The 22,128-nt window shown below is 69.4% G+C and carries 22 protein-coding genes; 10 read left to right on the top strand and 12 right to left on the bottom strand.

The window, feature by feature from the left end; genetic code table 11:
* Positions 1 to 37: 37 nt before the first annotated feature.
* Both H976_RS29625 and H976_RS26785 read right to left on the bottom strand, forming a co-directional pair.
* A complete protein-coding gene (locus H976_RS29625) occupies positions 38 to 1,171 on the bottom strand; it encodes an integrase core domain-containing protein (RefSeq protein ID WP_196804097.1) in 1,134 nt (377 codons plus the stop codon).
* A 221-nt stretch (positions 1,172 to 1,392) separates the two neighbouring features.
* Positions 1,393 to 1,632 (bottom strand): DUF1918 domain-containing protein, encoded by a 240-nt coding sequence (locus tag H976_RS26785; RefSeq protein ID WP_155918331.1) that lies wholly within the window; start codon positions 1,630 to 1,632, stop codon positions 1,393 to 1,395.
* Positions 1,633 to 1,820: 188 nt separating this feature from the next.
* On the opposite strand from H976_RS26785, the gene H976_RS30730 reads away from it, so the two are divergent.
* Both H976_RS30730 and H976_RS26780 read left to right on the top strand, forming a co-directional pair.
* Positions 1,821 to 1,958 (top strand): hypothetical protein, encoded by a 138-nt coding sequence (locus H976_RS30730; RefSeq protein WP_231388963.1) that lies wholly within the window; start codon positions 1,821 to 1,823, stop codon positions 1,956 to 1,958.
* Positions 1,943 to 3,277: a DUF4389 domain-containing protein gene (locus H976_RS26780; protein WP_231388962.1), complete on the top strand. Its 1,335-nt coding sequence runs from the start codon at positions 1,943 to 1,945 to the stop codon at positions 3,275 to 3,277. The genes H976_RS30730 and H976_RS26780 overlap by 16 nt, the downstream gene beginning before the upstream one ends.
* A 14-nt stretch (positions 3,278 to 3,291) precedes the next feature.
* Here the strand turns inward: H976_RS26780 and H976_RS0116150 are convergent, their stop codons facing one another.
* From H976_RS0116150 to H976_RS26770, 7 genes are all read right to left on the bottom strand, one after another.
* Positions 3,292 to 4,521 carry a cell wall metabolism sensor histidine kinase WalK gene (locus tag H976_RS0116150; RefSeq protein ID WP_027862389.1) on the bottom strand — a complete coding sequence of 410 codons (1,230 nt, stop codon included), beginning with the start codon at positions 4,519 to 4,521 and terminating at the stop codon, positions 3,292 to 3,294.
* Positions 4,518 to 5,183, bottom strand: coding sequence for a response regulator transcription factor (locus H976_RS0116145; protein ID WP_196804112.1), 666 nt, complete (start codon positions 5,181 to 5,183; stop codon positions 4,518 to 4,520). The genes H976_RS0116150 and H976_RS0116145 overlap by 4 nt, the downstream gene beginning before the upstream one ends.
* Positions 5,184 to 5,214: 31 nt before the next feature.
* Entirely contained in the window at positions 5,215 to 5,709 is a 495-nt protein-coding gene (locus tag H976_RS0116140; protein WP_027862387.1) for a DUF2231 domain-containing protein, read from the bottom strand.
* Positions 5,710 to 5,769: 60 nt separating this feature from the next.
* Positions 5,770 to 6,591 carry an FAD:protein FMN transferase gene (locus tag H976_RS26775; protein WP_051276919.1) on the bottom strand — a complete coding sequence of 274 codons (822 nt, stop codon included), beginning with the start codon at positions 6,589 to 6,591 and terminating at the stop codon, positions 5,770 to 5,772.
* Positions 6,588 to 7,109 carry an FMN-binding protein gene (locus H976_RS0116130; protein ID WP_231388961.1) on the bottom strand — a complete coding sequence of 174 codons (522 nt, stop codon included), beginning with the start codon at positions 7,107 to 7,109 and terminating at the stop codon, positions 6,588 to 6,590. Before H976_RS0116130 ends, H976_RS26775 begins: the two co-directional genes overlap by 4 nt.
* Positions 7,110 to 7,114: 5 nt before the next feature.
* A complete protein-coding gene (locus H976_RS0116125; RefSeq protein ID WP_027862385.1) occupies positions 7,115 to 8,494 on the bottom strand; it encodes a ferric reductase-like transmembrane domain-containing protein in 1,380 nt (459 codons plus the stop codon).
* Between the two features lie 113 nt (positions 8,495 to 8,607).
* Entirely contained in the window at positions 8,608 to 9,048 is a 441-nt protein-coding gene (locus tag H976_RS26770) for a pyridoxamine 5'-phosphate oxidase family protein (protein WP_051276917.1), read from the bottom strand.
* A 253-nt stretch (positions 9,049 to 9,301) separates the two neighbouring features.
* Between H976_RS26770 and H976_RS26765 the strand changes: the two genes are divergently transcribed.
* Positions 9,302 to 9,658 carry a nitroreductase/quinone reductase family protein gene (locus H976_RS26765; RefSeq protein ID WP_155918328.1) on the top strand — a complete coding sequence of 119 codons (357 nt, stop codon included), beginning with the start codon at positions 9,302 to 9,304 and terminating at the stop codon, positions 9,656 to 9,658.
* Between the two features lie 90 nt (positions 9,659 to 9,748).
* Here the strand turns inward: H976_RS26765 and H976_RS26760 are convergent, their stop codons facing one another.
* Positions 9,749 to 11,206: a glycosyltransferase gene (locus H976_RS26760; protein WP_051276915.1), complete on the bottom strand. Its 1,458-nt coding sequence runs from the start codon at positions 11,204 to 11,206 to the stop codon at positions 9,749 to 9,751.
* A 131-nt stretch (positions 11,207 to 11,337) separates the two neighbouring features.
* On the opposite strand from H976_RS26760, the gene H976_RS0116100 reads away from it, so the two are divergent.
* A complete protein-coding gene (locus tag H976_RS0116100; RefSeq protein WP_027862384.1) occupies positions 11,338 to 12,354 on the top strand; it encodes an alcohol dehydrogenase catalytic domain-containing protein in 1,017 nt (338 codons plus the stop codon).
* A gap of 20 nt (positions 12,355 to 12,374) precedes the next feature.
* Here the strand turns inward: H976_RS0116100 and H976_RS0116095 are convergent, their stop codons facing one another.
* Both H976_RS0116095 and H976_RS0116090 read right to left on the bottom strand, forming a co-directional pair.
* The gene (locus H976_RS0116095) at positions 12,375 to 13,301 is read right to left on the bottom strand and encodes an HAD family phosphatase (protein WP_027862383.1); all 927 of its coding nucleotides are present in this window, start codon (positions 13,299 to 13,301) and stop codon (positions 12,375 to 12,377) included.
* A gap of 113 nt (positions 13,302 to 13,414) precedes the next feature.
* Positions 13,415 to 15,772, bottom strand: coding sequence for an arylsulfatase (locus H976_RS0116090; RefSeq protein ID WP_027862382.1), 2,358 nt, complete (start codon positions 15,770 to 15,772; stop codon positions 13,415 to 13,417).
* Positions 15,773 to 16,062: 290 nt separating this feature from the next.
* Between H976_RS0116090 and H976_RS0116085 the strand changes: the two genes are divergently transcribed.
* From H976_RS0116085 to H976_RS0116060, 6 genes are all read left to right on the top strand, one after another.
* Positions 16,063 to 17,766, top strand: a complete 1,704-nt coding sequence (locus tag H976_RS0116085) for a SulP family inorganic anion transporter (RefSeq protein ID WP_027862381.1) — start codon at positions 16,063 to 16,065, stop codon at positions 17,764 to 17,766.
* A 156-nt stretch (positions 17,767 to 17,922) separates the two neighbouring features.
* Positions 17,923 to 18,627 (top strand): GAF and ANTAR domain-containing protein, encoded by a 705-nt coding sequence (locus H976_RS0116080; protein ID WP_036226886.1) that lies wholly within the window; start codon positions 17,923 to 17,925, stop codon positions 18,625 to 18,627.
* Positions 18,628 to 18,787: 160 nt separating this feature from the next.
* Positions 18,788 to 19,198, top strand: a complete 411-nt coding sequence (locus H976_RS0116075) for a Fur family transcriptional regulator (RefSeq protein WP_036226884.1) — start codon at positions 18,788 to 18,790, stop codon at positions 19,196 to 19,198.
* 23 nt (positions 19,199 to 19,221) lie between these two features.
* Entirely contained in the window at positions 19,222 to 21,507 is a 2,286-nt protein-coding gene (gene katG / locus H976_RS0116070) for a catalase/peroxidase HPI (RefSeq protein WP_027862378.1), read from the top strand.
* A gap of 133 nt (positions 21,508 to 21,640) precedes the next feature.
* The gene (locus H976_RS0116065) at positions 21,641 to 21,913 is read left to right on the top strand and encodes a hypothetical protein (protein WP_027862377.1); all 273 of its coding nucleotides are present in this window, start codon (positions 21,641 to 21,643) and stop codon (positions 21,911 to 21,913) included.
* A complete protein-coding gene (locus tag H976_RS0116060) occupies positions 21,910 to 22,125 on the top strand; it encodes a hypothetical protein (RefSeq protein WP_027862376.1) in 216 nt (71 codons plus the stop codon). The genes H976_RS0116065 and H976_RS0116060 overlap by 4 nt, the downstream gene beginning before the upstream one ends.
* Positions 22,126 to 22,128: the final 3 nt, after the last annotated feature.

Below are 22,128 nucleotides of genomic sequence, written 5' to 3'. Positions count from 1 at the left end.
TGTGATGTCTCGGGTTCGTCCGGACAGTGTTGGTGTCTCAGGTCAGTGTGGACACTTCGCTCGGGTTGGGTCGAGGGGCTTGGTCCCCCAGGACTCCGTAGTAGTGCTTTCCGGGGGTGAGGTGCTGGCTTCGGATCAGGGTGCCGTGGGGGTCGAAGATGCTGACGGTGTCGCCGTTTCGGACGACGGTGACCTTGGTCCGGGCGTGCTTGCGGCTGAGGTTGACTGAGATGCGGTGGAAGTGGACGCGGCCGGCGAAGTCGGTCTTGTAGGTCTTCGCGCTGACCGGCATCGATCTGGGTGTCGCGGGCGGCAATGGTGGGATCGGCTCCAACGCTGTAGGCCCGTCGCTGAGTGCCTGGGCAGGGGTGCGCATTGCGAGTGCCTGATGGGGCCGTTCGTGGTTGTAGGCATGGTCGAAGTAGTCGATCTGGGCGCGCAGCTCGCTGATGCTTTGCGCTCCTGGCTGGGCTCGCAGCCAGCGTTGGGTGGTGGCATGGACCCGTTCGTCCTTGCCCTGGGTCTGGGGGTGTCCAGGCTTGCCCGTGATCGCTCTGCATCCCAGCGCTTGGAGGTGTTCGACCAACTGGGAGCGTCGACCCATCCGGGTCTGGTTGAACGCGGTGCCGTTGTCGCTGAGCAGCCGGTGTGGCACCTGGAACGCTGCGATGCCTTTGCCCAGAACGGTGAGTGCGCCACTGGTGGTCTCGCCGATCTCGACATGGCTGGCGACGATGAACCGCGACTTGTCGTCGAGGAGCTGGTAGACGTTGGCGATCGACCCCACCGCATCGGCCAGTGGCCACTGGAAGGTGTCCAGCTGCCAGCACACATGCGCCAGCGGGGCCTCGAACCTTCGATAGCTGGACCGGGGCCGCTTCTGCGGCTGAGGAACCACCATTCCCCGGCGGGCAAAAACCCGCGCCAGCGTCGAGGCCGCGGGCGCTGCGATACCCATCTGCTGGAGCCGATACCGCACGCTAATCGGCCCGTGGTCCCAACCCGCGTCCGCCAGCTCCTTGCGGAGCCGGACCGCGAGCTCCTCGACCTCGATGGGAATCGCCAACGGCGAACGAGCCACCGAACGCTGACGTTGAACCATCGCCTCCTCGGCACCGGCCCGCCTCGCCAGCGCCTTGATCTCATAGAAGCGTGACCGGGAGATCCCCACCTCCCGACAGAACCTCGTCACCGCCCCCCGAGGAGCATCTTCAGGCCAGGCCACCACGACAGCCCGAACGTCCACCGGAACCACCCTGTCTGCCATGAACGCACCATGCGCTCACAACCGCTCGAGTGTCCGGACCAACCCAAGACAGAACTGTCCGCAATGACAAAGGACAGAACAGCGCTCAAGGTGCCCGGCTGACAGCTCCCCTGTGACACGAGCGCTCAGTGGTGCTCACCGTGGGAAGCCCGGTTCGCCGCGACCTCGTCGGCGGCGAAGTGCTCGACGTAGGCGTCCGGGCCCGGGAAGACCAGTCCCTCGTGGCCGTTGTCGGACCAACGGACCCGGTACGGCGGTGTGCCGTCCGGATGGGCGACCTCCAGGATCTCGGCGTCGCGTCCGGGAAGGTTGACATGGCTCCGCACCACCAGGCGGTCACCGCGCTTCGCGAACATGGTCCTCATCAGCTGCTCCTCCTTCTCGTCGGGCGCCGAGGTACCGGCTTTCTCTGCTCGTCCAGCCTTCGTCAGCGAAGGGCCTGACGGCAGGGTCATTGGTCACGTGCTGACCGGGACCCAGCGGGAGATGACCTTCGTCCCTACCCACGTGACACCCCTGTCGCGAGCATGAACGTGACCGAAGGAGCACAGACATGAGTACGACGGCCTACCCGGTGCACGTGAACGCCGACCTCGATCCACGGATGAGCCGGTGGCTGTGGCTGTTCAAGTGGCTGCTGGCGATCCCGCACTACATCGTCCTGGCGTTCCTCTGGTGGCGTTCGTCGTGATGAGCGTGGTCGCGTTCTTCGGCATCCTGTTCACAGGTCGCTACCCGCGCAGCATCTTCGAGCTCAACGTCGGAGTGCTGCGCTGGACCTGGCGGGTTGCCTACTACGCCTACGGCGCGCTCGGCACGGACCGGTACCCGCCCTTCACCCTGCACGACGTGCCCGACTACCCGGCCCATCTCGAGGTCGACTACCCCGAACACCTGTCTCGCGGCCTGGTCCTGGTGAAGTGGTGGCTGCTCGCGATCCCGCACTACATCGTGGTCGGGTTGCTCGTGGGCGGTGCCGGCTATGCCGTGCGTGCCGGCAGCGACCAGCACGTGGTGTGGGGATCGGGCCTCATCGGAATCCTGGTGCTCGTCGCCGGCGTCCTGCTGCTGTTCACGGGGCGTTACCCGCAACGCCTCTTCGACCTCGTGCTCGGTCTCAACCGTTGGGTGCTGCGCGTCGCCGGATACGCCAGCCTGATGACCGACCAGTACCCGCCGTTCAGCCTGGACCAGGGAGGTCACGAGAGCCAGGGCGGTACGACGATCCTGCCGCCTCCTCCGCCCCCGCCCGCACCACCGGCACCTCCCGCCGCCTACACCGGCCCCGCGGCAGCTTCCACGCCCCCACCGGGCCGCCAGTCGGCATGGACCACTGGTCGCGTGGTCTCGCTCGTGATCGGGTCTGTGCTCATCGCCGCCTCAGCCGCCTTGGGGCTACCCGGCGCGGCTCTGGCCGTGGCCGACGTCGGAGCGCGGGACAGCAGCGGCTTCATGATGAGCGGCTCCTACCCGCTGGCGACCTCGACCTACGCATTGAGCTCGACCAGGCTTGCGTTGCACATGGGTGGGCAGCCGATGTTCACGCCACACGCGGTCCTGGGCGACACCAAGATGAGGGCCACCAGCCAGAACGGCAAGGAGATCTTCGTCGGCATCGCTCCGGCGTGGCAGGTCCGGGCCTATCTCGACGGTGTGGGCCACTCGACGTTCAGTCGGATGATGGGCGGCGAACCATTCATGAACGACCATCGAGGTACGCCACCTCGGATGCCTCCGGGAGAGGCGGGCATCTGGACCGCCCAGAGCTCGGGAACCGGCACCCAGGACGTGATCTGGAGGCCGAAGAGCGGTGACTGGACCGTCGTGGTCATGAACGCCGACGGCAGCCCCGGGGTGTCAGTCGATGCGACCGCCGGAGCAGAGGTGCCCGCTCTCAGCTGGGTGGTCGCGACCCTGTTGATCCTGGCCGGTGTCTCGCTCCTGGCCGGCATCGTCCTCATCGTCGTACCGCTGCGTGCCGTGTCCAGGCAGCGCCAACAGTCCGTGTGACAGACGCTCACCCGTCACCGCGACGAGGAGCGGGCCGGCAGGGTGAGGGTGAACACCGCACCCTGCTCTCCGTCCGCACGGTCGCTGACGGCGACCCGACCGTGGTGGTTGGCCGCCACGTCGGCGACCAGCGCCAGTCCCAGGCCGTAGTGGCGTCGACCGTCCACCGTGGAGCTCTCGGTCCGCACGCTGGAGAAGCGGTCGAAGAGCCGCGGTGCGACGTCGTCGGGAATCCCGGGGCCATCGTCACTGACCTCGATCTCCACGCGGCGGCCGGAGGTGCGTACCGAGATGGTGACCGCCGACCTGGCATGGCTCACCGCGTTGTCCAGCAGCGCCGTGAGCGCCCGGCGCAAGGAGGCCGGTGAGCCCTCGACCCTTGCCGTGGCGAGGTCGACGATCCCGAGGGTCACGTTCGACTTCTCGGCCGTGGCCGTCGCCGCACCGGCCACGTCCTCGACCAGCCCGCCGATGTCGACGGCCGTCCACTCGGCCCGGCTCCGGGTGTCGGCGGCCGTGAGCAGCTCGTCGAGGATCTCGGTGAGCGTGCGGGTGTCGTCCACCACCCCGTCCACGTCGGCAACCACCTGGTCGGTGACCCGTGGGTCCCGGCGGAGACGCCGCGCGAGCAGCTGTGCGCGGGTGCTCAGCAGGGTGAGCGGCGTTCGCAGCTCGTGGCTGGCATCCGCGACGAAGCGCCGTTGCATGGCGATCGTGTCGGCCATCGGACGCACGGTACGACGCGCGAGCCAGGCGGCCAGCAGAGCGGCCAGCAGCACGCCGGCCACGCCTGCGGTCAGCAGCGAGGTCAGGATCCGGCCGCGCTGCTCGTCTGCCTCGTGGCGGTCCAGGACGGCTTGGGTGACCCGGTCACCGGCGGTGGCTGTCCGCACCGTGTAGGTGTCTCCCCCGCGGACGATCTCGACCTGGCGGGTCTTGCCGTCCTCGGTCGTGGCGGCGATCTGCTCCTCGTCGGGAAGACCGTCGGGCATCCCCGGTGAGACGCTTCGCCCCTTCGGGGTCACCACCACCACGAGAACTCCGGGTGGAGCCTCGCTGGCCGCGTCGATGTTGGTCGTCGTGTCGCTGAGCAGCTGGTTGGCCGCAGCGTCGGCAGCCCGCTCGTAGATCACGAAGATCAGGGCACCCACCACGAACAGGCACGCCACGACGAGCAGTCCGGCCTGGAAGCCCAGCCGCAGCGACGTACGCCGGAGATCGGCCTCGTCGCCGACCGCCTTCACCGGCTGCCCAACCGGTAACCCAGGCCGCGCACGGTCTCGATGACGCTGCGGTGCAGCTTGCGCCGCAGGTAGTGGACGTAGGTGTCCACGACGCCCTCGTCCTCGGCCCCCTCGAACACACCGTCGACCAGCTCGCGCCGGGTGAACACGCGGCGGGGGCTGCGCGCCAGGACGGACAGCAGCATGCTCTCGCGCTCGGAGAGCGTGACCTCGTCCCCGGACTCGGTCAGCACCGACCGCGTCGAGAGGTCCAGCTCCCCGCCGGGCACGTGCAGCACGTCGGCGTGGTCGCGGGGTCGACGCAGCAGGGCACGGAGCCTGGCCAGCAGCTCGTCCACGTCGAACGGCTTGCCGAGGTAGTCCTCGGCACCCGCATCCAGGCCGTCGACACGGTCGCGAGGCTGGCCCAACGCCGAGAGCACGAGCGTGGGGACGTAGCGACCGCGCGCCCGGAGCCGGGCGAGCAGGTCCAGTCCTTCGATGGCGGGAAGACCTCGGTCCAGCAGCATCAGGTCGAACTCACGGGTCAATCCGAGGTGGAGCCCCTTCTGCCCGTCGCCGGCGAGCTCGACGGCGTACCCCTCACCGGTGAGCAGGTCTGTCAGCATCGCGGCCAGCTCAGGGTCGTCCTCGACCACGAGCAGTCGCGTGGCTCGCTCCATCACGCCAGCATAGGGAGACGGTGACGCCGGGTCACCGGCCCGACGACTGGCTGGCCACGTCGGACCACGCGGCCTTGGCGCCGCTGTGGCCGATCAGGACGACCTGCACACTGGTGCCGAGGGCCGCCACCACCGCCAGGCCGGAGATGACCACCGGCACCCAGGCCCGCGGGGTCGCGGTCTCGCCGGGGCCGCGGCGGCTCTGGCGCCAGTGCCAGGCGTAGAGCCCGGACGCCACCACCACGAGCGCGATCATCCACGGCAGCAGTCCGTCGGCGAGCTCGGCGTGCTTCTCGATCAGCGCACTGTGGCCGACCTGGTGCTCCAGTGACTCGCCGGTGGAGGTCGAGAGCGGGTCGAGGATCAGTCCGGCCACGGCCAGTCCGAGCGGCAGGAGGCCGGCCCAACGGCGGAACCGGGGCCACAGAGCGGCCAGCAGCACGGTCAGCGCTGCCGCCGGCACGACCACCACCGTGGCGTGCACAAGGAGCGGATGGAGCGGGAGTCCGGCGATGGTCGTGGGCACGGCGTGTCTTCCTCTCGAAGGTCAGGAAGCCAACCCTTCACGAGAGTTCTTGGAGGTCCCTTAGAGAGCGGGTGCCGTGCCCAGTAGCACTCGTGGGTCGCGCAGGCTGCCTTCACCGTCGATCAGGAACGCCCCGAGCCCGTGCGTTGCCAGCTGCTCCAGCAGGCCGGCTGCCTGCTCGCCGGCGGCGACGAGAGCGGTGGCACCGGCATCCGCCGCAGCGGCACCGCCCTCGACGACGTCGACCCGAGCGACTGTGGTGGCGGACGCCAGGGCCGGTGGGAACCGGCCGGTGTGCGGGTCGCTCACGTGTGCTCCCAGCTCTGCGGTGCCGGACGTCGCCACGGCCCATCTCGGGGCGCCCTGGTCGAGGGTGACCACGCCTGCGAGCTCACGGTCGCGGGACGGATCAGCGATCCCGATGCGCCATGCGCACGTCGGGTCGCCGGGCGTGGACTGCCCGGACACCACGATGTCGCCGGCGGCGTTCACGACGTGGTCGGGCAACCCATGGAGGATGAGCAGGTCACTGACTTCCTGTGCTGCCCAGCCCTTGACCAGCCCGGTGGGGTCGGGTCCCGGATCGCCGTACGGCAGCCGACGCCAGAACGGCGAGAAGAACCCGTCGGTGAGCTCCATCAGCCCGAGCGCCGTCTCGACCACGCGCTGCACCTCGACCGGGCAGTCGGAAAGCCCCACGGTGCCGCTGATCAACCTGCTGACCCAGGAATCGGAACGCCACGGGCTGAAGACCTCATCGATCTCCTGGAGGCGACGGGTCACGGACTCGACCGCTCCCGCGAAGACCTCAGGTCGTGCGGGGGTGCGTACGTCGAGCGACACCATCGTCCCCATCGCAGGGACCACCTCGACCTGCTTCATCGGCCACTCTGGTCGAGAGCCGACTGCAGGGACATGGCGTAGCCGGCCGAGGTGTACGACGCCCCCGACACGCTGTCGATGTGCGCACTCTGCGCGCTGAGCGCCTCGCGACGGAGCTGCGGTGCGGCGTACTGACTGATGTCGCCGGAGCGCCCCCCGTGGGGAAGCGACATCGCGGTGACGTCGGTGATGCGCGACCCGGTGATCGTCACCTTGACCTGGACGGTGCCGTAGCTGACGTCGTACGCCTTGCCGACGACGACGCGTCTGGCGGTGGTCGAGCCGCCTCCCGAGGTGTGGCGCGGCGTCGGCGACGTACCTCCTGCACTGCCGCTCCCTCCGGTCTCCACCGCCAGGCCCGACGACCCGAGGGCCTGGGTCGGCGCCGGTGTCAGCGCAGCTCGCAACCCGACGAGTCCGCCGACCACGGTCAGCATGCCTGCGAACGCCACGACCCGACGCGCGCGCGTACGACGCAGCGCGGCACGCTGTGCCGGGTCGGTTCGGATCGGGCCCACGCTGGTCATGCCATCTCGAAGTCTTCGGAGTGCAGCTGCCGCACCGGCACCCGCAGCTCGCGCATCGCCCGCAGGACGTTGTGCGTCATGCCCGCCGGCCCGCACACGTACACGTCGCGAGAACGCACGTCGGGGACGAGCCCCTGGAGCGCCGCTGCAGAGAGCGGGTCGCTGCCGAGCTCCGACCGGTGACCGACCAGGTAGACGACACGCAGCCCGGCCTCGCGGGCGAGGTGGTCCAGCTCGTCACGTAGAGCCAGGTCGCGGACGTGCCCGGCCCGGTAGAGCAGCACCGCATCGAGGTGGTGCCGCGTGCCACGCCGGACGAGCTCCTCGGCCAGGGCCCGGATGGGGCCGATGCCGGATCCCCCGGCGACCAGCAACAGCCGCGAGCCCACGCTCTTGCCCAGGGTGAAGTGCCCGAACGGCCCCTCCGCGATCACCGGCGTCCCCGGGCGCAGGTGAGCGAGCGCGGCGCTGTGGTCACCGGCGTCCTTGACGGTGATCCGCAACCGACCGTGGTCGGGTGCGGCCGAGAGCGAGTAGGGGTGCGCGGACCAGACGTGCCCCGGCGCCAGGAACCGCCAGAGGAGGAACTGGCCCGCCTCGGCACCGAGCTGGTCCAACCGGCGACCGCGCACCCAGACGCTGACGACACCGGGGCTCTCGACCACGACACGTTCCACCAGCAGCCGGTGTCGCCACCAGGCACGGATCGGCAGCAGGATCCGCCCTCGAACGAGCTCCACCGCCACGAACAGGTAGAGGCCCCACCACAGGGCCCGGTTGATCGGGTGGCCGACGAAGTCCTGCCCGGCGTTGATCTGGTGGCTGAAGGCGAGTGCGACGGCGAGGTAGGCAGTGAGGTGCACGGCGTACCACGCCTCGTAGCTCAGCCGCCGTCGTGCCGCGCGGCCGCTCGTGACAGCGACCAGACCGAACAGCAGGAGCCCGGCCGAGGCCTTGAGCATCGAGGGGTACGTCGACAGCACGCGCCAGCCGGTCGAGGCGACTGCCCGGTGGTCGGAGAGGCTGTAGCCCTCGACGATCAGGAGCACGTGCGCCACCAGCAGCAGGACGGTGTTCGTCCCCAGCCCGCGGTGCCAGGCAGTCAGCCGGTCGAACCCGACGGCGTGCTCGAACCAGGTGAGACGTGCCATCAACAGCAGCTGCACCAGCACCAGGTACGCCCCCAGCAACCCGGCCAGCCGCCCGGCCGCAGTCACCGCGGCACCGGCACCGTGCAGGGGGCTGGGATCCAGCCACCACATCACGACGATGGCGAGGGCGCCTGCGAGAAGTGCGACGCGGACCCCGACATGGCTCGCCGGACGCGCATCAGGGATCAGCTGCGGGGGTGCCGGCCGCTCGGGTGCCATGGTCATCAGCAGTCACTTCCTCTTCAGTGCCTGCTGCCAACGGTAGGAACGAAGTCTCGGAGGTTCCTTAGAGCGGAAGCACGGCCGCGCCAGCAGGCGCGGCCGTTCGTTCGAGCGGCTCAGAGCTGCCGGCGCACCGGCATCTCGTTCTGGTGGGTCCACCCACCGCCCAGCCGGCGGCCGGTCAGCTCGGTCCACTCGATCCGGACGTAGAGCGGCCGGGCTCCGCCGGCCCATGGCCTCGGATCCCAGGTGCGCTTGATCAGGTCGAGCTCCTCGTCGTCCTCGACCCGCTCCCCGGGGCCGACCGCCAGCACGCTCCACCCGCGGTGCTCGGCGTAGTCGACGTGGTCGACCTCGAAGGCGAGCGGTGACCGCCAGTCGTGCATGGCGACCACTCCGTACGGCGAGGTCCGGAAGATGACCGTCTCGCCGACCACGCTGTAGTTGACGGGGAAGATGCGCGGCCCGTCCTGCGTGCACACGGCCACCCGGCCGAACACGCCACCGGCGAGCAGGCTGCGGCACTTGCTGTACGCCAGCTCCTCGACCTCACTCATGGTCGTAGGTGGTGCGCCGGAGGACCAGTGCCGGCATCGGCATCGGCCGCTCGCCGCCTGCTCGGATGTACTGCCTGCCGTCGTCACTGCACATGATGCCCTCCTGCTCGTAGGTGGTTCCAGCGTGCTTCGCGGCATCCGCGGCCGACAGGGTCCTTGTGCCTGCGATGGACTGCCCAACGGCCCCATGTCACGCGATCACCGGGACCTTCGGCTCTACACCGACAGCATCCGACACGGCAGATTGCTCGCCATGAAATCGGTCCACGCGGGCGGCTTCGGCATCACGAACACGGTGGCGAACCCCGTCCTGATCCCTCTCCTGCGCAGTCGGCTGGGCGTCGGGCTGGGGCGTCACCTCGCCGTCGTGGAGTACGTCGGACGACGTACCGGTCAGCGGCACCGCCTGGTCACGCAGTACTCCCTCGACGGGACGAAGGTCCACATCGAGGTCGGCGGAGCAGACCGCAAGACGTGGTGGCGCAACTTCCAGTCTCCCGCGCCGGTTCACCTCCGACTGGCAGGCGTCGACCGTGACGGCACGGCGGTCGCGGTGAAGCAGGGCGAGCAGGTCGTCCTGGAGGCGCTCCTGGGCGGCCAGGAGCCATGAGCCACCACGAGGGCGAGCCGGCGATCAGGACCACGGGCCTGACCAAGCGCTACGGCCACTCATGCCGTACCTCCCCGGCAGGGCTGAAGGTCACCGGATCGCGGGACCGACGACGGGTGCCTTCCCGGCCCCGACCAGGCGGCTGAACAGGTCGACGTACTGCTCGAGATGGCGGTCACCGACGAAGTCGGCGAGAACACGCTCGCGTGCCGCCTTCCCGAGTCGCGGCGCCAGGTCTGGTTCGTCGAGCAGGCGACCGAGCGCTGCTGCGCACGCCTCGAGGTCCCGGGGATCCTCGATGAGCAGCCCGTCGACACCGTCGACGATCTGGTCCTGGATCCCGCCCACCTTGCTGGCGACGACGGCCTTGCCCTTCCACAGCGCCTCGGTGACGGTCAGGCCGAAGCCCTCCACGAGACTCTTCTGGACGACGGCGAAGGCGTGGCGCTGAAGCGCGTTGACGACGATCGCGTTCTCGTCGACGTCGTCGAGCGGGATGGCGGCCAGGTGCACGCGCTGGCGGACCACGGGAGGCAGTGCCTGCCAGGCCTCCTGGCACTCAGTCAGGACAAGCGCTCCTTCGGGATCGTCACTGACACCCGCTGTGGCAGGGCCGGCGAGCATGAGGTGGGTCGAGTCGTCCGGCCGTCGTTGCGCCATCAGGGCGAAGGCGGCCATCACCCCGGGCATGTCCTTGAGTCGGTCCCACCGGCTCACCTGCACGATGAGACGGGCGTCGTGAGGGGGCGCAACACCATCGAGCACCACCCCGGAGCCGAGGCGGAGGGTGCCCCGTCCACCGTCGCGACGCGTGAAGCTCACGACCCCCGGCTCGGCACCCGTCACCAGACCTGCGGTGGCAAGGACGGCGCCGACCGCGTCCTCCGAGAGGTCGAGGTTCTTCGTGGAGAAGGGGTCGATGGAAGGCGGGATCACCACCAACCTCGCTGGGTCGATCCATTCCGGTGCATAGACCCGGCGCGAGAACACGAACTGCTCCGCGTGCGCAAGGAACGGCCGCAGGAAGTCCCAGCCCAGGGCCGAGAGCTCGTTGGGGGTGTCTCGCCCGACGTGGCAGCGCCAGGCCACGTGCAACCCACGACTGCGAAGAGGTTCGACCAGCCCGGCTGTCTGTGGGTCGTGCAACAGCACGAGGTCGCCCGGCGTCACCAGGCCGAACATGTCGTCGAGGTTCGGGCCCAGCACGGCCGCGTAGTGGGCGCGCTCCGCCGGGCCGAGGGCTCCCCCGTCGCCCGGGTCACCGTGGAGCAGGTTGTGGATCCGCTTCGTGATGGTGAAGAAGGGGCGATCGCCGTCGAGGACCAGCCAGCGGTTCCGGATCCCGGCACCTTGTCCGTAGGCCAGCAGCGTCTGCAGCATCTCGGCCACGCCCCCGCCGTGCGCGGTGGCGCTGACGTGCCAGATCACGCGATCACCGAAGGTCTCGCGCGCCTGCGCTGCGCTCTCCTCGAGCCTGGTGGCGCGCTCGTTCGGCAGCAGCACAGCCAGCTTCGCGAGGGGAACCGAACCGACCTCGACTTCGTGCATGCAGCATGTTCGCCCGGCGCCGAGCCGCAGAAGCAGAGGCATTTGGCCGCCACCAGCGGGACGTTCGGACCTGTCCACGGTCGGTGCCCCGGCGCTGGGATGGGTGAGGTCGCCAACCAAGGAGAGCAGCCATGAGAGCAGCCGTCGTACCCAGTCTGGGCGCACCACTCGAGATCAGGGACGTGGAGACGCCGACCCCCGGCGAGGGGCAGGTCCTCGTCAAGATCGAGGCGAGCGGGGTGTGCCACACCGACATCCACGCCGCCCGCGGCGACTGGCCGGTGAAGCCCAAGATGCCACTGATTCCCGGCCACGAGGGCGTGGGCAACGTGGTGGCCGTCGGGCCGGGTGACTCACCGGTCCAGGTCGGCGACCGGGTGGCGCTGCCGTGGCTCGGCCACGCCTGTGGTCATTGCCGCTACTGCATCGCCGGTTGGGAGACCTACTGCCTGACGCCGCAGTACATGGGATACACGATGGACGGCGGGTACGCCGATTTCACCGTCGCCTATGCCAGTCATGTCGTGAAGATCCCGGACGGAGTGTCCTGGATCGACGCAGCCCCCATCACCTGCGCCGGTGTGACGACGTACAAGGCCCTCAAGGTGGCCCGGCCGCAGCCGGCCGAGACCGCCATGGTCGTCGGCATCGGTGGACTGGGGCACATGGCGCTGCAGTACGCGCGCATCTTCGGCACGACCACTGTGGCTGTGGACGTGGAGGACGCCAAGCTCCAGCTCGCCAAGGACCTCGGCGCCGACCACGTGGTCGACGCCCGTGGCGACCAGGCGGCGGCGCTGGCCGACCTCGGCGGCGTGGACGTCGCCGTCGTCACGGTTCCCTCACCTGCCGTGATGCGGGCCGCACACGCCGCGCTCAACCCGAACGGGCGGTTGGTCCTGGTGGGCCTGCCCGCGGACAACCGGCTCGAGCTGCCCGTGTTCGAGACCGTCCTGAAGGGGATCTCGGTGATCGGTTCCCTGGTGGGGACGCGCAACGACCTCGCCGACTGCTTCGCACTGCACGCGCAGGGCCACACCCGCGTGGTCGCCGAGACGCGCAGGCTGGAGGACGTCAACGAGTGCTTCGAGGACGTGCTCGCGGGCCGGGTTCCGGCACGGCTCGTCTTCGACATGAGTGCGAGCTGAGCTCAGCGACCGGTGTCGCTTCAGAAGACCTGCGTCCAGTCGTTCGCGATGCTGACGACTGTCCAGCCGCTGTCCCCCGACATCTCGAGCGCTCGTTCCGATCCCGAGACGTAGTCGAACTCGCGCTCGGCGTCGTCGTGCAGGACCAGGAGCCGCAGGGTGGGCCTGCCCGGGCGCCGGGCGTACTGGAGCATCTCGATGTCGCCGTTGGAGTTGCCTGCGGCCAGGACGGGGCGTCGACCCGTGCGGGTCCAGATGCGCACGGGCTTCTCGGGTCCGTCGTCCAGGTAGTCCGCCGCTGCCTGACGGGTGATCGCACCCCCGTCCTGGTCCGGGCTGTAGGCAAGACCCACGGCGCTGCCGATGACAGCTTCGCGCGGGATGCCGTAGACCTCGTCGCTGATCGGTCGCATGAAGTCGCGACCACCACCGGACGCGATGTAGTTGGTGAAGCCGTTGGCCCGCAAGTGTGCGAGGAGCTCGACCATGGGTGCATAGGCCGTCTCGAGGTATCCGCGCATCAGCGTCGGGTGCCGGGTGTTGCGCAGGAAGGCGTCGGAAGCGGCCTCGAACTCGTCGACGCTGATGTTCGCGAAGGCCGCGACCACGCCGGCTCCCAGTGTCCTGACGTTCGTGTCGTCCCCGGCGTAGTGCTCTGCCATGACCTGGGCCAGCCAGGCGTAGTCACGCTCGTGGGCGGCCTTCCACGGCTGCTTGTCACGCAGGGAGGGGTCCAGCTGGGCCATCTCGCCCAGCCGACGCAGGATGAAGTCGAGCTGGATCGGCATCGGCTTCTCGCACCACAGGGTGCCGTCGTTGTCGAAGACCGCGACGCGTTCCTCGACCGGGATGAGGTCGGGCGAACCGTCACTGGTGATCTGGTCGACGTAGCCGAGGATGGCGTCCTTGACGGCGCCGTCGTTCCACGTGGACAACGGATCTGTCATGGCTCACTCCGCGATCTCTCGGTCTCACGCGCCGCTGACGGACCGGATGCAACGATCCCGGACGGCTATGGATGTGGTGCCACCCGCAGGGAGTGGCCGCTGGTGGGAGCGCGCTACTCGCGCATGAGCATGCCCTGGGCCTCGCGCTCGAGGTCGATGTAGGGCTCTCCGCTGACATCGACCGCGACCCGTTTGATGGTGCCGCCGGCGAAGCGGTAGGGGCGCTCCCCCGGGTAGTCCAGGGTCACCGGGTCGCCGACGTCTCGCCCGATGGCGAGACCTTCACCGGCGATCATGTAGCCACCTGGCTGGGTCTTGATGCGCCCCTCGCCGACCTTCGCCTCTCCGTGGTAGAGCGAGAGGATGCCGGTGGCCACCGGGGGCGGATCCTCTCCGTCCTTCTCGAAGGACGCGGAGAGGATCAGGTTCTCGCCCGTCGGCAGGTCCTCGGTGGCCATGACCACCTGCTCGAGCATGCCCACGAAGCTGTTGACGTAGTGGAGGCGGTTGTCCTTGACGTAGAGGCTGTGGCCCCCGAACCGTGATCCCTGCGAGAAGAGCACGCCCTGGGCCCCGGGTCCGGGGAGGTCGACCTGGGCGCCGATCACGAAGGACCGGCCCCGGATGACGACCGCCTGCGCCTCCGGTACCTCGGCGTGGTTGGGGAAGTAGACGTACCTGCTTCGCGGGGCGCTGAGCTGGGGCCGCTTCGCGATGAAGATCTCCAGGGCCGACCGGTCATCAAGGGGGAACCCCTCGTTCGCGCCCGCTTCTGCGTACCAGAGGTTCACGAGCTCGCGGACCTTGTCCGGCCTCTCGGCGGCGAGGTTGTGGAGCTCGGACCGGTCGACCTCGACGTGGTAGAGCTCCCACTCGTCGTCGTTGAAGTTCGACCACCCGCTCAGAGTGGGATGGGTGGTAACGGCCTTCCAGCCGTCGTGCCAGATGCCCCGTGAGCCCAGCATCGAGAAGAACTGCGTGTGGCGGGCACCTGGTGCCGCAGCCTCGTCGAAGCTGTAGCGCATGCTCACCCCGTCGAAATGGCTCTGGGTGTGTCCGCGGATGGTGTCCGGGGGTGTCACTCCCAGGACGTCGAGGACGGTCGGGGTCACGTCGATCGCGTGGTGGTACTGGTTGCGCACCTCGCCCCGCGCCTTGATGCCGCCGGGCCAGGACATGACGCACGGGTCGGAGGTGCCTCCGTTGAACTCGTAGCGCTTCCACATCTTGAACGGGGTGTTGAAGGCCATCGCCCACCCGTTGGAGTAGTGGGGGTACGTCGTAGGACCGCCCAGCTCGTCGAGCATCGCAAGGTTGGCGTTGATGTCGTCGGGGATCCCGTTCATGAACTTCATCTCGTTCACCGAGCCGTCTGGGCCACCCTCGCCGCTGGCACCGTTGTCCGACACCACGATGACCATCGTGTTCTCGCGCTGGCCGGTCTGCTCGAGGTAGTCCAGGAGACGTCCGATCTGGGCGTCGGCATGGGAGAGGAAGCCGGCGTACACCTCCGCCATCCGCGAGAAGAGACGTTGTTCGTCGCTCGACAGCGAGTCCCAGGGCCGAGTCACGTCCAGGGGCGGGAAGGGCTGGCCATCGGGACCGTTGCGAGTCTCCGGGGTGCCGAGCGGGTTCAACGGAGGTAGCTCGGTGTCGGCAGGGACGATGCCCATCTGCTTCTGGCGCGCCAGGGTCTCCTCACGCATCGCCTCGTAGCCCATGTCGAACTGGCCTTTGTAACGGTCGATCCACTCCCGGGGCGCGTGGTGGGGTGCGTGCGCGGCACCTGGTGCGTAGTAGAGGAGGAACGGCTTGTCCGGTGCCACGGCCTTGGAGTCCATGATGAACTCGATGGCCTTGTCGGTGATGTCCTCACCGAAGTGGTACCCCTCCTCGGGGGTGGCCGGTTGATCCACGGGGTGGTTGTCGTAGGTGAGCTCCGGATACCACTGGCTCGTCTCCGCGCCGAGGAAGCCGTACCACCGTTCGAACCCACGCCCGGTCGGCCAGTTGCGCCGCGTCGAGGCCAGGTTCATCTCGACGGTGGGGCACAGGTGCCACTTGCCCACCATGTAGGTGTTCCAGCCCAGCTCACCGAGGATCTCGGGCAGCATCCCGTTCTCGGGCGGAATCGTGCCGCTGGCGTTGCGGAAGCCGCTCGCGCCCTCGGTGATGCACGCCATGCTGTTGCGGGTGTGGTTGCGGCCCGTCAGCAAACACGACCGGGTGGGCGAGCACAACGCTGTCGTGTGCCACTGGGTGTAGCGGACGCCTTCTGCGGCGACCCTGTCGATGTTGGGTGTCGCGATCGGGCCGCCGTAACAGCTCATGGCAGAGAACCCCACATCGTCCAGGACGATGTAGACGACGCTCGGCGCCCCGTCGGGAGCCTGCGGCGGCGTGAACGGTGCCCAGTCCTCCACCGAGTCCCGGATGTCGACGTTGACAGTTCCCTTGAACGGCTCGCTCATCGCTGCGCCAACTCTTTTCACTGCGTCCGAGATCAACCGGAGCCTCGACACTAGCCACGAACCTGCACGACCGATAGGGCACGTGCTCCGCGGTCGATGGAGCTCCGAGTGTCGTTCAGTCCTCATCCGGTGGTGGCCAAGGGACACCCTCACCTGCGGGCTGACGGGTGACTACCCAACAGTTCCCGACCTCGATGTCCTGGCGCGAGGCATCAGTACGTCGTTGGACGAGCTCGTCTGTGGGGCGCAGGCCCGCGCCTGAGGGCCAGCGGTGCACCTAGCGTGGGGTCATGAACGCCCGGATGCCGGCCCCGGACTGGGTACGCCGCTACCAGCGCGGCTGGTTGCGCGGCGACCTGCTGGCCGGTGTCACCGTGACGGCGTACCTGATTCCCCAGGTGATGGCCTACGCCGAGCTGGCCGGACTGCCCGCAGTCGCAGGGCTGTGGGCGGCCATCGGGGCGCTCCTGGTGTACGCCGTCCTGGGGTCCTCGCGTCAGCTGTCGGTCGGACCGGAGTCGACGACGGCACTGATGACGGCCGCCGCGCTCGGCTCGGTCGCGAGCTCGACCGCGAGCCCGACAGCACTCGCGGCGGCACTGGCGTTCCTGGTGGCGGGGTTCTGCCTCCTGGGCTGGGTCGGACGGCTCGCCGCGCTGGCGGACCTGCTGTCGCGGCCGGTCCTCGTGGGCTACCTGTCCGGCATCGCCGTCATCATGGTGGTCTCGCAGCTCGGCAAGCTCCTCCGCATCGAGGTGCACGGCGACGGCTTCCTCCAGGAGCTGGCCTACTCCGTCCGCCATGTCGGGGAGGCGCACGGCCCGACGCTCGTGCTCGGTCTCGTCACGCTCGTGGCCATGCTCCTCGCCGCCCTCAAGTTCCCGCGCGCCCCGATTGCCCTGTTCGGCATGCTGGGTGCCACCCTCGCGGCGTGGGCCCTCGACCTCGAGGACCGGGGAGTACTGCTCGTGGGGGCGATCCCGGCCGGCGTACCCACTCCCGGACTGCCGCACGTCGACCTCGACGAGGTGGCAGCCCTCCTGTGGCCGGCACTCGGCGTGGCGTTCGTCGGGTACACCGACAACATCCTGACCGGCCGGGCGTTCGCGTCCCGCCACGGAGAACGCGTCGACGCCAAGCGCGAGCTCCTCGCACTGGGAGCGGCCAACCTCGGGTCCGGGCTCCTGCACGGCTTCCCGGTCAGCAGCAGCGGCAGCCGGACCGCCATCGGCGACGCCGTCGGCGGCCGGAGCCAGCTCGGGAGCCTGGTCACGGTGCTGTGCACGGTCGCTGCCCTGCTCTTCGCCAGGCCGGTGCTCGCGGCGTTTCCCTTGGCCGCGCTCGGCGCCGTGGTCGTGTACGCCGCCACCCGGCTGGTGGACGTCCCCGAGTTCGTCCGCTTCCTCAGGTTCCGCCGCAGCGAGTTCCTGCTCGCAGCCGGGACGACCGCGGCCGTCCTGCTGGTCGGCGTCCTGAACGGGGTCCTGGTCGCGATCGGCCTCTCGGTGCTCGACCTGCTCCGTCGGGTCGCGCGTCCGCACGACGCGATCGAGGGATACGTGCCGGGGTTGGCAGGCATGCACGACATCGACGACTACGCGACGGCGGAGCCCGTGGACGGGTTGCTGGTCTACCGCTACGACTCCCCCCTCTTCTTCGCCAACGCCGACGACTTCCACACCCGCGCGCTGGCCGCCGTCGAGCGCACGAGCGGGCAGGTGCAGTGGTTTGTCCTGAACACGGAGGCCATCGTCGAGATCGACATCACCGCCATGGACGTGCTCGAGAACCTGCGACAGGAGCTCACGAACCGCGGGATCGTCGTCGCCCTGGCCAGGGTCAAGCAGGACCTGCGCAACGAGCTCGCGCCGACGGGATTCCTGGAACGCATCGGTGAGGACCACGTCTTCCCCACCTTGCCCACGGCGGTCGAGGCCTTCCGGGAGTGGCGGGCTTCTCGGGACGACAGCGGTGGTGATCCGACGACAACGTGACGGATCCGTGTCGACCCGGGCCGCTGCTGCGTTCGGTCCCGCATGGGACCGCGGTCGATGGGCACAGGGTCGGGCACGGAGCATGCCCGACGGGCGCGATACCGGGTGCCGGCAGACATCGCGGTCCCGGAACCGCCGCCTGGACGGGAGATGACGATGAGCTCAGCGAAGGGTCTGGACGCCGCGAGGTCCTTGGCCCTCCTGGCGCGTGAGATCAACCAGCCCAGGGACCTCGACGCGACCTTGCAGGCGATCGTGGAGAGCGCCCAGCGCTCCATGCCCGGCATCGACCAGGTCGGCATCTCGATCGCCCACCGCGACGGCACGATCGAGACCCGGGCCGCGACCGGCGACCTCGTGTGGCAGCTCGACAACCTGCAGTACGGCATCAACGAGGGTCCGTGCGTCTACGCCATCAAGGTCGAGCCGGTCGTCAAGGTCGAGCACGCTCGCCACGAGCCACGGTGGCCCCGCTACATGCCGGAGGCGGTGGAGATGGGTCTACGCGCACAGCTGGGACTCGCGCTCTACAACGACGCCTCGACCCTGGGCGGACTGAACATGTACTCGACGAGCAGCGACACCATCGATCCGGAGGTGGAGGAACTCGCCGAGCTCTTCGCCGCTCATGCCGCCGTGACCCTGGGCCGGGCGCAGCGGGAGGACCAGCTGCGTACGGCGCTGACTTCCCGCCAGCTGATCGGACAGGCGGTCGGCATCGTGATGGAGCGCTACGGGATGGACGAGACCCGTGCGTTCGACTACCTCGCCCGGGTCTCCTCCCACAGCAACATCAAGCTCCGCGACGTAGCCCAGGAAGTCGTCGACCAGACCAACCGGAGGTCGCGGGACGGCGGGTGAAGCCGGTCCGAGTCGTTCGCCCTGCGCCACCCTCCCACCTTCGGCCAGGGCGGGCGGCTCGGACCTCAGGGCCCTCCACAGGACCGGCACGACCTTTTTCTTGACTCAGTCCAGAACAGTGAGCAGACTGCGACCTGTGCGCCGCCCGGACGAGCTCGAGATGCTGCTCCGTGGAGCCGCGCTGCGGGTGACCCGTCCGCGGGTGGCCGTGCTGGAGGCGGTCCACACCGAGTCGCACGCCGACACCGAGACCATCACCCGCGCCGCGCGGCGCGCGCTGCCGAGCGTCTCGCACCAAGCGGTCTACGACGTCCTGCGCGTGCTCACCGAGGCGGGACTGGTGCGTCGCATCCAGCCGGCCGGGTCGACGGCACGCTACGAGGCGCGGGTCGGTGACAACCACCACCACGTCGTGTGCCGCTCCTGCGGTGCCATCGCCGACGTGGACTGCGCCGTCGGGCACACGCCCTGCCTCACCGCCTCCGACGACCACGGCTTCGTCCTCGACGAGGCCGAGGTCGTCTACTGGGGCACCTGCCCCGACTGCACTGCTCAACGCATCACCCAGTGACCGCCAGATCCGGAAGGAATCGCATGACCGAGAGCCAGGACGACAAGACCCCCTCGAGCGCCCAGGGCGTGGACCGCATGGAGCAGGGAGGTTGCCCGGTGGGCGCTGACGGGGCGACCAGCCACGGCAGCGAGAGCGAGAACCCGGGCATCGACTCCCCGACGCCCAAGACGGGTGGGCGCCCCCGGACCATCCAGGACTGGTGGCCCGACCAGCTCGACCTCTCGGTGCTGCACGCGGGTTCGGCCAAGGCCAACCCCCTGGGCGAGGACTTCGACTACGCGCGGGAGTTCGCCCAGCTCGACGTGGACGCCCTCAAGCGCGACATCATCGAGGTGCTCACCACCTCCCAGGACTGGTGGCCGGCCGACTTCGGTCACTACGGCGGCCTGATGATCCGGATGAGCTGGCACGCCGCCGGTACCTACCGGATCCACGACGGTCGTGGCGGCGCCGGGGACGGCGGACAGCGCTTCGCACCGCTGAACAGCTGGCCCGACAACGCCAACCTCGACAAGGCTCGCCGGCTGCTCTGGCCGGTCAAGCAGAAGTACGACCAGCAGCTCTCGTGGGCCGACCTCCTGGTCCTGGCCGGCAACGTGGCAATGGAGTCGATGGGATTCGAGACCTTCGGCTTCGGCTTCGGCCGAGAGGACGTCTGGGAGCCCGAGGAGATCTTCTGGGGTCCCGAGGACGACTGGCTCGGCGACGAGCGCTACGTCAGCGACACCGAGATGGCGCCCGAGGTGGGCGCGACCGAGATGGGCCTGATCTACGTCAACCCCGAAGGACCCCGGGGCAGCGGCGACCCGGCCGCGGCCGCCCACTTCATCCGGGAGACCTTCGCGCGGATGGCCATGAACGACGAGGAGACCGTCGCCCTGATCGCCGGCGGGCACACCTTCGGCAAGACGCACGGCGCGGCCGTGGCCGACGACTACGTCGGTCGCGAGCCCGAAGGTGCCCCGCTGGAGACGCAGGGCCTCGGCTGGCTCAGCAGCTACGGCTCCGGCAAGGGACCCGACACGATCACCAGCGGGCTCGAGGTCACCTGGACCGACCGGCCGACCGAGTGGAGCAACCGCTTCTTCGAGATCCTGTTCGGCCACGAGTGGGAGCCATCGACCAGTCCCGGCGGAGCCAAGCAGTGGGTGGCCAAGGACGCCGAGCCGATCATCCCGGACGCGCACGACCCGTCGCGCAAGCACCTGCCCACCATGCTCACGACCGACCTCGCGCTGCGCGTCGACCCGGCGTACGAGCAGATCTCGCGTCGCTTCCTGGAGAACCCGGACGAGTTCGCGCTCGCCTTCGCCAAGGCCTGGTACAAGCTGCTCCACCGCGACATGGGTCCGGTCTCGCGCTTCCTGGGACCCTGGGTCGCCGAGCCGCAGCTGTGGCAGGACCCGGTGCCCGCGGTCGAGGGCGAGCTGGTCGACGAGGACGACATCGCCACGCTCAAGCAGGCCCTGCTCGACTCGGGGCTGTCGGTCTCGCAACTGGTCACGACCGCGTGGGCGTCAGCCGCGAGCTTCCGCGGCACCGACATGCGCGGGGGTGCCAACGGCGCCCGGATCCGGCTGGAGCCGCAGCGCAGCTGGGAGGTCAACCAGCCGGCCGAGCTGGCCGAGGTCCTGGCGGTCCTCGAGCGGGTCCAGCAGGAGTTCAACAGCGGACAGTCCGGCGCCAAGCAGGTGTCCCTGGCCGACGTGATCGTGCTGGGTGGCTGCGCGGCCGTGGAGCAGGCGGCGAAGAGCGCCGGCCACGACGTGACCGTGCCGTTCCGCCCCGGACGCACGGATGCCTCGCAGGAGCAGACCGACGTCGAGTCGTTCGCGGTGCTCGAGCCGCGCGCCGACGGGTTCCGCAACTACCTGCGCGACGGTGTGAAGCTGCAGCCCGAGACGCTGCTGGTGGACCGCGCGTACATGCTGAACCTGACCGCTCCCGAGATGACCGTGCTGGTCGGTGGCCTGCGGTCCCTCGGCGCCAACGTCGACGGGGCCACTCACGGGGTGTTCACCGACCGGGTCGGCTCGCTCACGAACGACTTCTTCGTGAACCTGCTGGCGCCGGGCACCGAGTGGAAGGCCTCGGAGTCGACCGAGCACGTCTACGAGATCCGTGACATCGGCTCGGGCGAGGTCCGCTGGACCGCAACCGCGGTGGACCTGGTGTTCGGCTCCAACTCGCAGCTCCGTGCGTTGTCGGAGGTGTACGCCGCAGAGAGTGCTCAGGAGAAGTTCGTCCGTGACTTCGTCGCGGCCTGGACCAAGGTGATGGAGCTCGACCGCTTCGACCTGCGCTGAGCTGGCTGCCGGGTCGGCCGCGAGGTCGACCCGGCAGCACCATCGGGGCCGCACACTGAGCGGCTGCATTCCTGCCCGACGGGTACCGGTAGCGCATGAGGACCGAAGGAACCCGCCCGAGGAGGACCGAGCCGTGACCAACCGACCCGCGGAGCCGTCCAGCGAGCCCAGCCCCGAGTCCGCCGCCGACCAGGTGGCCCCGAACCCGGAGACCGACACCGCAGGACTGCCCGAGCCCGAGCAGGACCGGCCGGCCGAGGTGGAGAGCGGGGACGTGGCCCAGGATCCGGCCGATCCCCCTGAGGACCCGGGTGTGGACCCGCCGGTCGAGGACGACGGCGAACCGGTGTCCGACCCGACGCAGGTCGCCGAGACCGAGGCAGCCGAGGAGCCCGCCGGCGAATGAGCCGGCCCCCACAGGGGGCGCTGCTCCGCATCGAGTGCCACCACTCGGGGTACCAGCACCACATGCCCACCAGCCCGAGCGAACCCGTCCAGCCCCCCGATGGCGAGCCTGACGCGGCGCCTGCGACCGACCCGGACACCGCCGCCGATCTCGAGCGCGAGCCGTTGACCAGGCCCACTCGCGTGGAGCCCAGTCCAGAGCTCCTGAGCTGAGCG

Source organism: Marmoricola sp. URHB0036 (assembly GCF_000426045.1).
Taxonomy (GTDB): domain Bacteria; phylum Actinomycetota; class Actinomycetes; order Propionibacteriales; family Nocardioidaceae; genus Marmoricola.
The sequence above is the reverse complement of the archived record's forward strand: the minus strand, read 5'-3'. Positions and strand labels throughout refer to the sequence as shown.